This window comes from Elusimicrobiota bacterium, from assembly GCA_016706425.1.
GTDB lineage: Bacteria > Elusimicrobiota > Elusimicrobia > FEN-1173 > FEN-1173 > JADJJR01.
In genome coordinates this window covers 1,037,569-1,051,566 of the sequence record JADJJR010000001.1, presented here as the reverse complement: position 1 = coordinate 1,051,566, position 13,998 = coordinate 1,037,569, and the positions used below count along the sequence as shown (strand labels likewise).

Sequence of the window (13,998 nt, the reverse complement as noted above, 5' to 3'; positions counted from 1 at the left end):
TTCGACACCGCATCACGGTTTGTTATTAGCCGCCTCTTCGTCTTTTTTTAGGCGAAGTTCGACTTCCTCATTTTTCGGTCCGAGCAAGATCAGCGTTCGCTCTTTAATGACGCCTTGATAACCGTCGACAACACGTCGCTTGGGGTCGTGCACCTTGCCGTTTTGGACAATGTAAACCCCACCGTCTGTGGTGCGCAAAATCGCCCATCGCCCCGTGGGGGATTTTAAAATCCCCTTGAGCTCGGCCCCCGCGGGATTGAACGAACCGAGTTCCGGTTGGACAGCCGCCGCAACGGCACCCGCCCCGCCGCCGATGAGGGGGACAAAGGGATCACGCAAACGATCGCCTTTGTATACGTATTCCGATTCGGTGGGGGCCGTGGCCGTCGAAATCACAAGGGGCGGGATCATCGGTTCCTGAGCGAAGGCGCGGCCCGACATCCGGGTTGCGCCGGCGACCAATAAACAAAAGAAGAGAACGCGCGTTTTATCCATTGTAGCTGTAGGCGAAGAGGGTGAAGTTCCCTGAAACCGTTTGATTCCGTTTCGGGTCGGGGGCGTAGCTGATCGATAAGTTTTTCGCGCTAAATATTCGTTCCTGCTGACCCAAGGCCGCCAGGAATTTTCCGATGGAGTGAACCGAACCGGTGATGTTCATGCCGAAGGAGATTTCGGTGAACAGGCCGGGGGATTGGGTCCCCAGGGGAGAAAAGGTGGAGTAACGAACCCCGTGCTTGGTCGCCAATTGGCTGACAACGCGGATTACATCCTGAATGTTCTGTTGCCGGGGCAGGCGCCGCTCGACTTTGGCGACCTCGACCTTCAGGTCCTCGACCCGCCGCAACAATTGGTCCCGTTGGCTCGCGGTCGCTCGAAGACTTTCGATCCGGCCGTTGACTTCCGTCAATTCCACCGTTTTGGCTTGGATATCGGCCCGCTTCGGTTTTAAGAGATAATTGATGTAAACATACCCGAACATCCCAACGGCGACGATGCCCATGACCAACTGCTTTTGTTGTTCCTGTGTCATGGCCATTTAGGATTGCCCCCGGTAATTGAACGTCATGGTGAAACTGTAAATCGCCGAAGTTCCCTCGTTTTGCTCGGTCACGGTGATGGCCCCCAGCCGCACGGAATTGCAAAGGGAGCTCGACAGCAAATTGGTCAACCAGTCGGCCACCGCGAAACTGGACAGCGCCTGGGCGTTGACGGTGACCCCCAGTCCCCCGGCCCCGTCGGTGGTTGTGGACACGCTTTGGACCCAAACATCCGACGGCAACAACGCCATGAAATCCTCGAAAAACTTTGGGTAGGTGAGCGTGCCCCGAAGCAGATCCTGAATGACGGACAACCGCGAGCTCAGGCGGCCCTCTTCGACCTGCATTTCCTTCACTTCGCGATCGATGGTTTCGTAACGCTGCAGCTCACCCCGCGCTTCGGTCAAATCTTTTTCCAATCGTTTGGAAACAGTGGACAAATGGAAGTAGTACCCCATCAACAAAAGCACGACGACCGCGGCCAGGCCGACCGCCAAAGATTGAAACTGTTTCTGGGCCTTGGCGGCGTAGACTTCGCGGGGGAGGAGGTTGATCTTGATCATGTCTAGACCGCGTCCCCTTCCTTGCGCAACGCCAAACCGATGGCCACGCTGAACAAGGGCCGCACTTCCGGGGCGATGGATTGAGCTCCCTCGATGCGCAGGAACGGGTCGAACAGCTCCACCGGCAACCGCAATTCCTGCGCCAGATAAGAGGTGAGGTTGGTCAACCGCGCCCCGCCGCCCGAGAGGAGGACGCGGCCCACCTGCCGGTCCGATCCCTGGGACAGAAAGAAGTCGAGGGAGCGTTGAATTTCGGCCAACAAATCTTTCATCACGGGCATGATCACCGTGGACATTTGCAGGGCTTCTTTGTTTTGTTCGGCGACGGCTTTTTCCCGTTCCTCCGCGGTCGCCAAGATGGCCGCCCGCGCTTTCATCGCCTCGGCTTGTTTGGTGTCGCACTGAAAGTTGCGCTGGAGAGCCTTGGTGACGGTGTTGCCCGCGATGAAAACATCGCGGACCACTTTCGGCACACCGTTTTCAATGATGGCCATGGAGGTGACAAACGCCCCCACGTGAACGATGAGGACGGTTTCCTTCACGTTGGGGCCGACGCTGGACTCGTACGCGTTTTCCAAGGCGAAAGCGTCCACGTCGATCAACGTGGGTGAAAACCCGCCTTGTTGAATGATGTCCAAGCGGGAGTTGATGGTTTCTTTTTTCGCGGCCACCAAAATGGTTTCCATTTTCTTTTGGCCTTCCTCGACCACGTCGCCCAGGATGTGGAAATCGAGGTTCACTTCGGGGATGGAAAAGGGGATGTAGGGTTCGGCCTCGATCAAGATCATTTTCGACAGGTCGTCCCGGGACATTTTGGGGAATTTGACGAAACGAACAATCACCGAGTTGCCGGCCACGGAAAAGACGGCGTTCTTGGACACCGCCCCTTTTTGTTTCGATAAAAAATCCTTGAGCAGGTTGACGGCTTGGGTCCGCCGTTCCGCCGCGGGAACTTCGGGACTGGCGTTGGGCAACGGCAAATGGGCGCACCGGTGAAGTTTCCACCGGCCGGGGGTCCCCTTCAACTGAACGATTTTGACCGCGGTGGACCCCAGGTCGACACCGATGGCGTCCTTCGACTTGAACCGAAGTTTGTCGAGCCGGAAGTTCTTAAGCGAATCGGCGAATGAAGCCATGTCGCGTTGTCATCTCCGTTGTTAGAAGCAAACGCCGAGTAATCCCCGGGGTCGGGGATTGCTCGGCGTTAGACGGTTTGTGTTGCACACTGCTCTATATATATAGGTTCCCATGGAATTTTGTCAAGGGTTTTTTCTGAACGCGCTCTTCCCGGCGGATCATCGCGCCCACCACCACGACCACAGACCCGGCCAGGTCCAATGCACCCACCCCCCCGCCGCCAAGAAAGGGCCGAACGGGAGATAGTCGCCCCAATGGCTTTTCCGACGGAATTTAAGGAAAAGGAAAACCGCTGTGCCAAAAAGGGAGGCCAAGAACCAAGCGCTCAGCACGCCGCGCCACCCCAGGAAAGCCCCGAGGCCCGCCAAAAATTTAACGTCGCCGCGACCGAGCGCCTCCCGGCGGAAAAAACGCCGACCCGCGCGGGACACCGCCCAGGATGAAAGGAAACCCACCCCGGCGCCCGCAAAAGCCGCGAACGCCCGTTCGGGGGCGGTGGCCCCGAGGCCGGAATTCAAGGGGGCCAAAACCACCGCCACCCCCAAGAGGCCCAAGGAGAACACATCGGGGATGATGCACCAATCGAAATCGATCGCTGACACCACCACGAGGACAAACACAAAGAACGCCCCGTGAATCGCTTCCGGGCCCGGGGGGGTCCGGATCGCCACCCCCAAGAAAAGGAACGCCAAAAGAATTTCAATAGCGGGGTATCGCCACGAGATCGGCCGTCGGCAACCCGCGCAACGCCCACGCAAAAACAAAAAACTCACGACGGGGATGTTTTCCCGCGCGCGGATGCGGTGCCCGCACCGGGGGCAGGACGACGGGGGGTGGACGATGGAACGCCCCCGGGGCACCCGGTGGACGCACACGTTGGCGAAACTGCCCAACACCGCGCCCATCACCAAACAATACACTCGATAGGCCGCCGTCATCGGATCCAAGGTTTTCCTCCCCCCCAAAACAGAAGGGAGAGGGATTTCTCCCTCTCCCTTCTTTTAAACTGAATAAACGCTCGGACTTACCAGAGGCTCCAGGTGGAACCCTTGGTGTCCAAGTGCGCCGCGCAGTTGACCTGAACGGTGCCGATGCCGCTGTTGTAATACCAACCGCCGGCTTCGTTTATCGCGCCCGCCGCCAAGGTCCGGATGGCCGTGCTGTTCACGTGGCCGGGGTTGCTAACCATCGAGACAGGGGGGATCGTAACGCCGGGAACTTGATCCAGGTACTTGTTCCCGCTCGTCAATCCCACCGCCATGTCGACCGGGAAGATCCCTTCCGTGTCCGAGTAGTAGATGCTGACCGCGCTGCGAAGGGCGCCCAAGCTGCCTTTCGCCGAGCTTTCCTTCGATTTCGTGATGAGGTCCGCGAATTTCGGGATGGCAATGGCTGCCAGAATACCAATGATAGCGACCACGATCATCAATTCGATGAGCGTGAACCCTCGCTCCGCGGCTCTTTTAAGTAGTTTGCTCATAACTTGTCACCTCCTCTGATGTTCCTTCCCCGCGTTGCCGCCGGGAAGTTGTTGCCTTTGAGTACCATACCCGCCGGGATCTTGTCAAGCCAGACCCCGCCGGCCTTTAAAGGGTGCCCCCCCAACGGCCTTTCGTCAAGGGTTTTTATCCCTGCTTGCCGGCCAAGGACCCCAGCTCGAACATGGGGATGAACATGGCGACGACGATACCGCCGATCACCACCCCCATGATGACGATGACGATCGGCTCGATCATCGACGTCAAACCCTTGATGGCTTGTTCGACTTCCTGGTCATAAAAATCGGCGATTTTATGCAACATCGTGTCCATGTTCCCCGTTTCCTCGCCGACGGCGATCATCTGCGTGACCATCGGAGGAAAAACGCCCGATCGCTTCAGCGGTTCGGCGATGCGCTCGCCTTCCCGGATGGACTCGCGCGCCTCCATGATGGCGGTTTCAATGACCTTGTTCCCGGAGGTCTGGGCCACGGTTTCCATGGCCTGAAGAATCGGGACCCCGGATTTGACCAAGGTGCCCAGGGTGCGGGTGAATTTCGCGACCGCCACTTTTCGCAACATCAAGCCGAACATGGGCATTTGAAGCAATTTCGCGTCGATGACCTTCTTGCCGTTCTCGGTTTTCCCCCAACGACGGAAGAGGAACACGATCGCCGCCGGCACCAGGATGTAAATGTAGAAATAGTTTTGGAGGGATTCCGAAATGCCAATCACGATGCGCGTCGGAAGGGGAAGTTCGGCGCCGAAACTGGAAAAAATGTCTTTAAAAGTGGGGATCACCCCGACCAACAAGAAGATCGTCACGGCCCCCGCGATGGAGCTCACGACCATCGGGTACATCATGGCGCCTTTGACTTTGAGCCGCAGGGCCTCCGCCGCCTCCAGGTAGTTCGACAAACGTTCCAGAATAACGTCCAAAATACCGCCCACTTCGCCCGCGCGGATCATGGCGACGTAAAGGTCCGTGAAGGCGTCCGGGTGCTTCTTTAAGGCGTCGGCCACAGGCAACCCGGACTCAATGTCCTCTTTCACCTTCAGCACAACCGTTTTGAACGCGGGCGTGGGGATCTGCTCGGCAAGGATGTTGAGGCCCGAGACCAGCGCGACGCCCGCGGACACCAGCGTGGACAATTGCCGGGAAAACAAGACAATGTCCTTCGACGGTATTTTGGGTTTGAACAGCGGAAACTTTTTGATCGCGTCCAGTAGGCCCGGCTGGTTTTCATTGATTTCAAGGACGATGAGCCGCTGGGAACGCAACTGATCCATCGCCTGGCGTTGGTCCGCGGCCTCGAGGACCCCGGCGGTGGTGTTGCCCCCGGTGCCCCGGGCTTTGTAAGCGAATTGTGGCATCTGGTTTGGTCTCCGCTCTCTATCTACCCGACATTTTCAATTCTGTCCAGAGGTTTGTGCGAGCGTTTCCGCCGCCAACGCGCGGTTCAGTCGGTCCATCAACTCGGCGTAGGCTTCTGGATCGGCGTTGGGGGGGACCGGGATGGTCCGGCCCGCGGTGTTTCCCGCGGAGTCCCGCGAAACAAACCAATACACAAGTTTGACCCTTTGGGAACGGGTTCCTTCCAACGCTTCGCGCAAAAGCGGGGTGGACGCCGTTAAAACGGGATCCCCCGAACCGGTGATTTTGTGCGCGACCCAAAGTTTCAAAAGCCGACTTTTCCCCCAAAACCCTTCCACCATCCAACGGTGCTCCGCCAACCATTTCAACCCCTCGGAAGTGGGGGTGCCCGGCTCGCGCCGTTCGATCAGCCAAAAAACCACGGCGGGCTTGAAATTGAACCCGACCTCCTTGATGTACGCCCATTGCTCTTCCGGCGATGTCTGCCACAGTCCCGCGTTGATGACTTGATACGTTCCCGGGGTAATTTTATCGAGTGTTTCCTGCAATTTATTGGACAGCAAATCACGTGTGGAGATCCCACGGCCGAAGACAAACGATCCGCCGACCAACAAAACACGGGTTCGGCCTTCCGGGCCCACCAGCGGAAAATCCTCTCCCCGCAAGCCCCACTGATTGAATTCGTAAACGACCCCGCCGTTTTTCCAAACACGTTTTTTGTCCGTGGTGGACGACAGCCATTGGTAGGGCAAAAAAGCGTTAAACCGGTTCGCGGGGTAAATCGACGGCACGAAGAGGCCGTGCCCCACCTGCTGCTCCATGTTGCGGGCGGTCCATTCCCCAACGGAAACCACCCCCCCCAACAAAAAGGCGGCGAGGAAAAACAATCGCGACGCCCCACGGGAAAGGGACTCCATGCGGGTTCGAGGCCTCCCCCCGTACAGGCTCCCCCCGCCCGCCGGGGCGACCGGGAGCGCCCCCGCGCGATTTCCGGCGGGGGCGCGGGGCTCCGGCGTCGGTTTTTTAAATTCGATCGGCCCCACCGAGCGATCGACGGCTCGCTGGGCCAGTGAACTGTCGGGGGTGGGGTTTCGGGGGCGGAACGGGGCCGGAGCGGACGGAACGCCCTGGGGCCGCGCCGCGGGGCCCGCCGAAGGGGGAGCCATCGGAGGCCCCCCCGGGGCGATCGGGGCGGAGGACGTCGTGGGTTCAAACGTCCGGTCTTTCACCGAAACACGCTGGATCATCTTCAACAGGTCGGTGGGTTTAAAGGGTTTGTTGATGAAACCGTAAACGTTTTTTTCCGCTTTGATCATTTTCACGGTCGAGTCATCGTAGTTCTTGGCCGTCATGACGATCAGGGGGATGTCCTGTGTCTGGGGTGTGGACTGCAGGAGGCGAACCACTTCGTACCCCCCCATGTCGGGCATGACGATGTCCAGGAGGATCACGTTCGGTTGATGCCAAATGGCTTTCTGAACGGCGGTTTTGCCGTTGAGAGCGATGGTCACATCGTAGGTCTCGCTGAGCCAATCCTCGATCAGCGAGGCGATGTCCTGTTCGTCATCGGCCACCAGCACTTTGGGCTTGGCCTGGACGTTGACGTCGATGACTTCCCCGGTTTTCGGCATTCTCCGTTACATTTGCGTGGACGACTCTTTGGGCAAGAGCCGACGCAACTCCTCCACGTCGGTGGAGGACGCCAAAGCCTCCTGGGTCGATATCAAATTGCGCATGGCCAAGGAATAAAGGGCCTGGTTCATGGTTTGCATGCCGCTCTTGGACCCCGTTTGCATGGCCAAGTAAATCTGTTCGACTTTTTGTTCGCGAATCAGGTTTCGAATGGCCGGGGTAACCAACAACAATTCGCACGCCAACACCCGCCCCACCCCGGATGAATGCAACAACAGATTTTGACTGAGCACGGCCTGCAACGTGAAAGACAACTGGGACCGCACCTGATCCTGCCGCTCGGGCGAGAAGGAGTCCAAAATCCGGTTGACAGTCGACGCCGCGTCGTTGGTGTGCAAAGTGGAGAACACCAAGTGGCCCGTCTCGGCGATGGTGATGGCGGCGGCGATGGTCTCGGCGTCGCGCATTTCGCCCACGAGGATGATGTCGGGGTCCTGGCGAAGCACGTACTTGAGCGCGGCCGCGAACGTCGACGTGTCCGACCCCAACTCGCGCTGATTCACCAGGCACTGTTTGTGGTAATGGATGTACTCGATGGGGTCTTCGATCGTGACGATGTGGCCCTGGCGGGATTCGTTGATGTAATCGATGATGCTGGCGAGCGTCGTGGATTTCCCCGACCCCGTGGGCCCGGTGACGACCACCAGCCCGCGCGGGAGGTTCGCCACTTCGTTGATGGCGGGGGGCAACCCGATTTCTTCGAAGCTCAGGAAGCGCGAAGGCACCGACCGCAGGGCCGCCCCGACGGAGCCGCGCTGCCGGTACACGTTCATACGCACCCGGCCCAGGCCTTTGATGCCGAAAGAAATATCGAGTTCGTTCTCCGACTCGAACCGTTGTTTTTGCACGTCCGACAAAAGGGAATAAACCAATCGCTGGCAGATGTCCCCCGTCAGCTTTTCGAGGGCGGTTTGCGTGAGGTTGCCGTCAATGCGCAGGCAAGGGGGGGCGCCGACCGTCAGGTGGAGATCGGACGCTTTTTTTTGCACCATCATCAGCAACAAATCGTTCATGTTCAACATGGGTCACCTCGTTTCCATTCCAAAATCTACACCCGCAGGGCTTCTTCCACCGTCGTTTGCCCGGCCAGCACCCGCTTCACGGCGGCCTCCCGCAACGTCACCCGTTCCGCGGTTTCCCGCGCCAGGAGGGAGGGGCCGGCCTTTTCCGCGATCAGGCGGCGAAGCCCTTCCGACACCCCGCACAACTCGAAGACCGGGGCGGCGCCCGCGTAACCGGTTCCCAGGCATTGCCCGCACCCCCGGCCCCGTTGAAGCGTGAAGGACTCGGCGCGTTTGGCCGCGCGGATTTCCTTATCGCCCACGCCCGAAGCCATCAACTCCCGCAGGGACATGGAATAGGTTTCCCGGCAATTGGGGCAAATCGAACGGACCAACCGCTGCGCCAACACCCCCGACAAGCGGGCGGCCAACAGGGTCGGCGGCACGCCCATTTCGATCAGTTTTTGGATCGCCCCCAGGGTGTCGGTCGCGATCACGGCCGTCAACACCAAGGCCTCCGACGCCGCGTCCAAAACGGCCTCGGCGGTTTCCAAATCGCGGATTTCCCCCACCATGATCACGTCGGGATCCTGCCGGCGGAGAACATGCAACCCCGAAGCCAGCGACATCCGCACGTCCGCCCGGACCTGCATTTGGGAGAGCCCTTCGAGGGTCCGCTCCACGGGGTCCTCGATGGTCACCACGTGCCGCTCCGGCGTGTTGAGGGCCGCGAGCGTGGCGTACAGGGTCGCTGTTTTCCCGGAACCCGCCGGCCCCGCCACTATCACGAGGCCGTTTTTCGCCTGCACGAGCGATTGGTATTGGGCGAGCATATCCGGGTCCAACCCGAGGCGCGCCAGGTCGAGAGGCAGCGCGCGATCGGAATCCAAGAGGGAGAGGACCGCCTTTTCCCCCGAAGCCGTCGCCAGGGTGGCCACGCGGATTTCCAAATCGTGTCCTTCCCAGGAACGGCGGAAATGCCCGTCTTGCGGGAGCCAGCGTTCGGCGACATTCAGGCCGGCCATCGTTTTAAGATGCGCGATCAGAGGGGCCAAATGACGGGGTGGCAGGTCCGGCCGCTGTTGGAGCGACCCGTGGATCCGATAGCGTACCCGGACCGCGCGGGCGCCGGGCTCCAAATAAATGTGGTCGGCGCCCACCTTGGCGGCGGTCTCCAGAAGCGCCGACACGATCGTTTCCATCTGGGCGTCGCTGTGGGTCGAGGGCGCCCCGGGCTCGCCGGAGGGCTTCCCCATCGTCGCGCCGTGCAGGGCCACGGCTTTTTGAATTTCCTTCTCGGAGGCGAGGACCACCTTGATGTCACACCCGGTCTGGATCTTGAGGTCATCGACGACGTTGAGGTCCACGAAGGGGTCCGCGAGGGCCACGGTGAGGGTGTTCCCCTCCTTGGCCAGGGGGAACACGTTGTGGGTGTGGGCCACTTCCGAGGACAGCAAAGCGAGGACCTCGGGGGCGATTTTCCCGTAGGCCGTGAGGGAAGAAACGAACGGCACCCCCGCCCGCTTGGCCAACACCGAAAGCACCAATTCCTCGGTGGCGAGGTTGAGCTCCACCAGGATGTCGCCCAGCCGTCCGCCCTTCGTCCGTTGGACTTCCACCGCCCGTTCGAGCTGTTTGGCGGTGATCACGCCTTCCTGAACGAGAAGGTCGCCGAGCCGTTTCTTTTTCGCGGGTCCGTTTGCCATGGGGTCAGTTCTCCGTTAGGACGCCAACAACGCCGTCAAGGCGGCCGCGTCCACGATGTCCTCGTCGGTGCAACCCCGCGACAGGTCGGTCATCGGCCGTGACAAACCGGCCAGGACCGGCCCGATCGCGCGGGCACCGCCCAGATGCTGTACCAGCTTATACCCAATATTGCCCGCGTTCAAGTCCGGAAAAACCAGGACATTGGCCCGGCCCGCCACGGGGGAGTCGGCGGCCCCCTTTTGGAGGGCGATGTGATCCACGAGGGCCGCGTCCCCCTGAAGCTCCCCGTCGATTGCCAGCCCCGGGGCTTTTTTTCGAGCCCCTTCCACCGCGTGGCGGATCGCGGCGACGCTCTCGTCCTCGGCGCTGCCCCGGGTGGAAAAACTGAGGAACGCGACCCGGGGGGGTTCGCCGACCCAGCGTTCGAAAAGAGCGCCCGCCGCCACGGCCACGGCGGCCAGGCCCCGGGGGGACGGGCGCGGGGAAACGGCGCCATCGGCAAAGAGGACCAGCCTCCCCGATCCGGCGGGGCATTCCATCAAAAAAGCCCCGAAAACGATGTCCGCGCCCTGGGCCAGGCCGAGCCCGGCGAACCCCGCGCGCACCGTGTCCGCGGTGGTCCGCACGGCGCCCGCGGCGAGCAAATCCCCCTCCCCGGCCGACAGGGCCATGACGCCCTGGTACAAAGGGTCTTTCAACAGGTCGGCCGCCTGGTCCTCGGTCATCCCCTTGGCCCGCCGTTTTTCAAGAAGCGCCCGGGCCCCCGACGACCGGCGAACGGGGTCGGCGGCGTCCCAAATGTCCAATCCCTTCAGGGAAACGCCCTGTTCGGCGGCGCGGGCGGTCACCGCGCCGGGGTCGCCGATCAAGACGGGCCGGGCCCACCCCCGGGCGGACAGAAACGCCGCCGCCGACAAAACGCGCGGGTCCTCTCCCTCGGGGAGGAGCAAACGGGGACGGGAGGCAAAGCCCCGGACGCGCAACCCCTCGAGACGGGCGGAACAGCGCCCCTGCGTCCGGGGGAGGACCACCCGCGGGTGCGTGGAGGTCATCGCGCCCGCGCGGTCACGCCGAGGTCAACTTTCGCTGGATGCGCCCGGCGATGGCGGCGGGCACGAACCGCGCCACGTCGCCGCCCAAACGCACCACGTCTTTGAGAAGGGTGGACGAGAGGTAGGTGTATTTTTCATCGGACATCATGAAGACGGTTTCGAGTTCCGGCGCGAGGTGTCGGTTCATGAGGGCCATTTGAAATTCGTACTCGAAATCGGAGAGGGCGCGCAGCCCGCGCGCCACGGCGACCGCGCCCTTTTTGCGGCAGTAATCGACGAGCAGGCCGTCGAAGGTGTCCACGTCCACCCGACCGCTTTTGATGACCGGCGCCAGGACGGTGTTGAGCATGTCCAACCGTTCGGGGATGGAGAACAGGGGGTTCTTGGCGCGGTTCGCCGACACCGCCACCGTCACGTGGTCGAACATTTGGCACGCCCGGCACACCATGTCCAAATGCCCGTTCGTGACCGGGTCGAAACTGCCCGGATACACCACCCGCCGCCCCGTCGATGTCATGACGGCATTCTAGATCCCCGGGGGGCGTCTGTCAACGGCGTCACGCCACCCGGCCCAGGTGCCACCGCGCCCCGAAACGCCGTTGCAAATGGGCCGCCAAAACGGCGTTCTCCGCGCGAGCGAGCCCCGGGTCCTCGGCGAGCAACGCGAACGCGCGGGCCCGCGCCTCCTCGATCAACGGACCGTCGGTGACCAAATGGCCCGCGCGGAAATCGGGCAACCCGTGTTGCGCCTCGCCCAAGACTTCCCCGGGACCCCGGCGCTTTAAATCCTCCTCCGCCAAAACAAAACCATCGTTTGTTCGGCACAGGAGCGCGAGGCGCTCCGCCGCGTCCCCCCCGGCCCGGGACACCAACAAACAGTCCGAGGCGTGGGCGCCCCGCCCCACCCGCCCCCGCAGTTGATGCAATTGGGCCAGACCGAACCGTTCGGCGTTCATGACCACAAGCGCCGTCGCGTTGGGAACGTCGATGCCCACCTCGATGACCGGGGTCGCCGCGAGGACGTGGAGTCGGCCGGCGGAAAAGTCCGCCATCGCGCGCGCTTTTTCCTCGGACTTCATCCGACCGTGCAAAAGGCCCACGGCGCGGTCGGGAAAAAGGGCGCGCAGGCGGTTCCAACCCTCGACGACGGCCCGCAGGTCCGACTTTTCCGATTCTTCAATCAAAGGAAACACGACGTAGGCTTGGCGGCCCGCGGCCAGCGCCCGCGACACGGCGGCCCACGCCTCCCCTTCCGTGGCCCGCGCGGTGCGGACGGGCCCCCGGCCGGGAGGACGCCCCACGATCACCGAGACCGACAGATCCCCGTACACCGTCATGGCGAGGGTGCGGGGAATCGGGGTGGCGGTCATCAGGAGGGTGTGGGGCGAGCGCCCTTTGGCCCCCAACGCCGCGCGTTGGGCCACCCCGAACCGGTGTTGCTCGTCGATCACGGCGACGCCCAGGTCCTTGAACGCGACGTCCCCCTCGAGCAACGCGTGGGTGCCGATGGCGATCTGGATTTCACCGGCGGCCAAGGCCGCCTTGTCCTTCTTTTTTTGGGACGGCGAACCGCCCCCCCGCAACAGGGCCCAACGAACGCCCAGTCCCTCGAGCCAACGCGACAACCCGAGGGCGTGCTGTTCGGCCAAAATTTCCGTGGGCGCCAAAAGCGCGGCCTGGTGGCCGCTCTCCACGGCCAGCAGCAGGGCCGCCACCGCGACCACGGTTTTCCCCGACCCCACATCGCCCATGAGCAGGCGGTTCATGGGCTCCGGGCGGCCCATGTCGTCGAAAATCTCGTTGATCACTTTTTTTTGCGCCGGGGTGAAATCGAACCCCAGGCGGGCGCGGAACGGGCTCAAGAGGGAGCGGTTGGCCGCGCACACGGGAGACGGGGGACCGCGGCGGCGGCGTTCCCGGGCGCGGGCGAGGGCCAACTCCAACATAAAGAACTCGTCAAACGCCAACCGTCGGCGGGCGGCCGCGCGCCGCGCCGGATCGACGGGAAAATGATAGTCCCGCAGCGCCGCCGCGAGACCCGGAAAACCCCACGCCGCCCGCAGGGACTCCGGCAGGGGGTCCTCCACGCGGTCGACGACCTCCAGGGCCGACCAGACCAATCGACGGAGCAGTGCGCCGTCCACCCCGGCCGTCAAGTCGTAGACCGGCACCCAGCGGTCCATGTGCGGCGAGGTCTCCCCGGTCGGAAACGTGTGATCCTCCACCCGGATCTCGGGCCCCCGCGGACCCCGTTGCCAGGGCCCGTAGACCGCCACCCGCGCGCCGGGCGTCAATTTCTTTTCCAGGGGAGCGAGAGCGTCGTAGCGGTAACTGCGGCGACGGAACCACAGGGCCTCGAACGGGGGGCCGTCGCCGGCGATCAACGCGCGACCGATGACCAGGTTTTTCCCCGCCGACGCCGTTTCGTAATGGGACACCACCCCCGCGCGGGCCACCGGGGCTCCGGGCGGCCCCCACAGGGCGGGCGGCCCCAGGCGGCGGTCTTCGTGGGAGCGCGGAAGGTGCCACAACAAATCCCCCACCGCGACCAGCCCCAGCTTGGCCAAGGCCTTGGCGCGGGCCGGGCCGACACCCTTCAGGTACTGAAGCGGGGTCTCCAGGGCCAACGGACCGGCGGAGCGTCGTGTTTGCGGATCGATGGTCAAAGTGGTATTATTTTAGAAATAAACGACGTGGGCGCGCGGGTTCCGCGCGCGAGGAGATTTTATGGCTTACCGTTGCACCGTTTGCGACAAAGGCGTCCGGATGGGGAAGTCCATCAGCCACTCCCACCGGAAAACCAACCGTCGCTTTTCCCCCAACCTACAGCGGGTGAAGGTCAAAACCGCCTCCGGCGCCAAGCGCCAATATGTTTGCACGACTTGCCTGCGGTCGGGCAAAATCAAGAAAGCGGCCTAAAAAACTTATCCCCCACCCCCGTCGCGCGCCGCGCGGC

The 13,998-nt window shown here is 62.2% G+C and carries 14 protein-coding genes; 1 reads left to right on the top strand and 13 read right to left on the bottom strand.

Annotated elements, in window-relative coordinates:
- Positions 1-12: 12 nt before the first annotated feature.
- From IPI56_04340 to recG, 13 genes are all read right to left on the bottom strand, one after another.
- A complete protein-coding gene (locus tag IPI56_04340; GenBank protein MBK7544970.1) occupies positions 13-411 on the bottom strand; it encodes a hypothetical protein in 399 nt (132 codons plus the stop codon).
- 76 nt (positions 412-487) lie between these two features.
- Positions 488-1,036, bottom strand: a complete 549-nt coding sequence (gene pilO, locus IPI56_04335; GenBank protein ID MBK7544969.1) for a type 4a pilus biogenesis protein PilO — start codon at positions 1,034-1,036, stop codon at positions 488-490.
- Positions 1,037-1,600 carry a PilN domain-containing protein gene (locus IPI56_04330; GenBank protein ID MBK7544968.1) on the bottom strand — a complete coding sequence of 188 codons (564 nt, stop codon included), beginning with the start codon at positions 1,598-1,600 and terminating at the stop codon, positions 1,037-1,039.
- Between the two features lie 2 nt (positions 1,601-1,602).
- Positions 1,603-2,736 (bottom strand): type IV pilus assembly protein PilM, encoded by a 1,134-nt coding sequence (gene pilM / locus IPI56_04325; GenBank protein ID MBK7544967.1) that lies wholly within the window; start codon positions 2,734-2,736, stop codon positions 1,603-1,605.
- A gap of 159 nt (positions 2,737-2,895) precedes the next feature.
- Positions 2,896-3,684 carry a prepilin peptidase gene (locus IPI56_04320; protein MBK7544966.1) on the bottom strand — a complete coding sequence of 263 codons (789 nt, stop codon included), beginning with the start codon at positions 3,682-3,684 and terminating at the stop codon, positions 2,896-2,898.
- Between the two features lie 77 nt (positions 3,685-3,761).
- Positions 3,762-4,217: a prepilin-type N-terminal cleavage/methylation domain-containing protein gene (locus tag IPI56_04315; GenBank protein MBK7544965.1), complete on the bottom strand. Its 456-nt coding sequence runs from the start codon at positions 4,215-4,217 to the stop codon at positions 3,762-3,764.
- 145 nt (positions 4,218-4,362) lie between these two features.
- Positions 4,363-5,589, bottom strand: a complete 1,227-nt coding sequence (locus IPI56_04310; protein ID MBK7544964.1) for a type II secretion system F family protein — start codon at positions 5,587-5,589, stop codon at positions 4,363-4,365.
- A gap of 36 nt (positions 5,590-5,625) precedes the next feature.
- Positions 5,626-7,221, bottom strand: coding sequence for a response regulator (locus IPI56_04305; protein MBK7544963.1), 1,596 nt, complete (start codon positions 7,219-7,221; stop codon positions 5,626-5,628).
- A gap of 6 nt (positions 7,222-7,227) precedes the next feature.
- Entirely contained in the window at positions 7,228-8,304 is a 1,077-nt protein-coding gene (locus IPI56_04300; protein ID MBK7544962.1) for a type IV pilus twitching motility protein PilT, read from the bottom strand.
- Between the two features lie 26 nt (positions 8,305-8,330).
- Positions 8,331-9,989 carry a Flp pilus assembly complex ATPase component TadA gene (gene tadA / locus IPI56_04295; GenBank protein MBK7544961.1) on the bottom strand — a complete coding sequence of 553 codons (1,659 nt, stop codon included), beginning with the start codon at positions 9,987-9,989 and terminating at the stop codon, positions 8,331-8,333.
- Positions 9,990-10,004: 15 nt separating this feature from the next.
- Positions 10,005-11,042 carry a phosphate acetyltransferase gene (locus tag IPI56_04290; GenBank protein MBK7544960.1) on the bottom strand — a complete coding sequence of 346 codons (1,038 nt, stop codon included), beginning with the start codon at positions 11,040-11,042 and terminating at the stop codon, positions 10,005-10,007.
- 13 nt (positions 11,043-11,055) lie between these two features.
- Positions 11,056-11,559 (bottom strand): pantetheine-phosphate adenylyltransferase, encoded by a 504-nt coding sequence (gene coaD / locus IPI56_04285; GenBank protein ID MBK7544959.1) that lies wholly within the window; start codon positions 11,557-11,559, stop codon positions 11,056-11,058.
- A gap of 40 nt (positions 11,560-11,599) precedes the next feature.
- A complete protein-coding gene (gene recG, locus IPI56_04280; GenBank protein ID MBK7544958.1) occupies positions 11,600-13,708 on the bottom strand; it encodes an ATP-dependent DNA helicase RecG in 2,109 nt (702 codons plus the stop codon).
- Positions 13,709-13,769: 61 nt separating this feature from the next.
- On the opposite strand from recG, the gene IPI56_04275 reads away from it, so the two are divergent.
- The gene (locus IPI56_04275) at positions 13,770-13,961 is read left to right on the top strand and encodes a 50S ribosomal protein L28 (GenBank protein ID MBK7544957.1); all 192 of its coding nucleotides are present in this window, start codon (positions 13,770-13,772) and stop codon (positions 13,959-13,961) included.
- Positions 13,962-13,998 lie beyond the last annotated feature (37 nt).

Bases quoted from the DNA above. Each gene is read 5' to 3' on its own strand.
- IPI56_04340 (MBK7544970.1), bottom strand. From the start codon at position 411: ATGATCCCGCCCCTTGTGATTTCGACGGCCACGGCCCCCACCGAATCG.
- pilO (MBK7544969.1), bottom strand. From the start codon at position 1,036: ATGGCCATGACACAGGAACAACAAAAGCAGTTGGTCATGGGCATCGTC.
- IPI56_04330 (MBK7544968.1), bottom strand. From the start codon at position 1,600: ATGATCAAGATCAACCTCCTCCCCCGCGAAGTCTACGCCGCCAAGGCC.
- pilM (MBK7544967.1), bottom strand. From the start codon at position 2,736: ATGGCTTCATTCGCCGATTCGCTTAAGAACTTCCGGCTCGACAAACTT.
- IPI56_04315 (MBK7544965.1), bottom strand. From the start codon at position 4,217: ATGAGCAAACTACTTAAAAGAGCCGCGGAGCGAGGGTTCACGCTCATC.
- IPI56_04310 (MBK7544964.1), bottom strand. From the start codon at position 5,589: ATGCCACAATTCGCTTACAAAGCCCGGGGCACCGGGGGCAACACCACC.
- IPI56_04305 (MBK7544963.1), bottom strand. From the start codon at position 7,221: ATGCCGAAAACCGGGGAAGTCATCGACGTCAACGTCCAGGCCAAGCCC.
- IPI56_04300 (MBK7544962.1), bottom strand. From the start codon at position 8,304: ATGTTGAACATGAACGATTTGTTGCTGATGATGGTGCAAAAAAAAGCG.
- tadA (MBK7544961.1), bottom strand. From the start codon at position 9,989: ATGGCAAACGGACCCGCGAAAAAGAAACGGCTCGGCGACCTTCTCGTT.
- IPI56_04290 (MBK7544960.1), bottom strand. From the start codon at position 11,042: ATGACCTCCACGCACCCGCGGGTGGTCCTCCCCCGGACGCAGGGGCGC.
- coaD (MBK7544959.1), bottom strand. From the start codon at position 11,559: ATGACATCGACGGGGCGGCGGGTGGTGTATCCGGGCAGTTTCGACCCG.
- IPI56_04275 (MBK7544957.1), top strand. From the start codon at position 13,770: ATGGCTTACCGTTGCACCGTTTGCGACAAAGGCGTCCGGATGGGGAAG.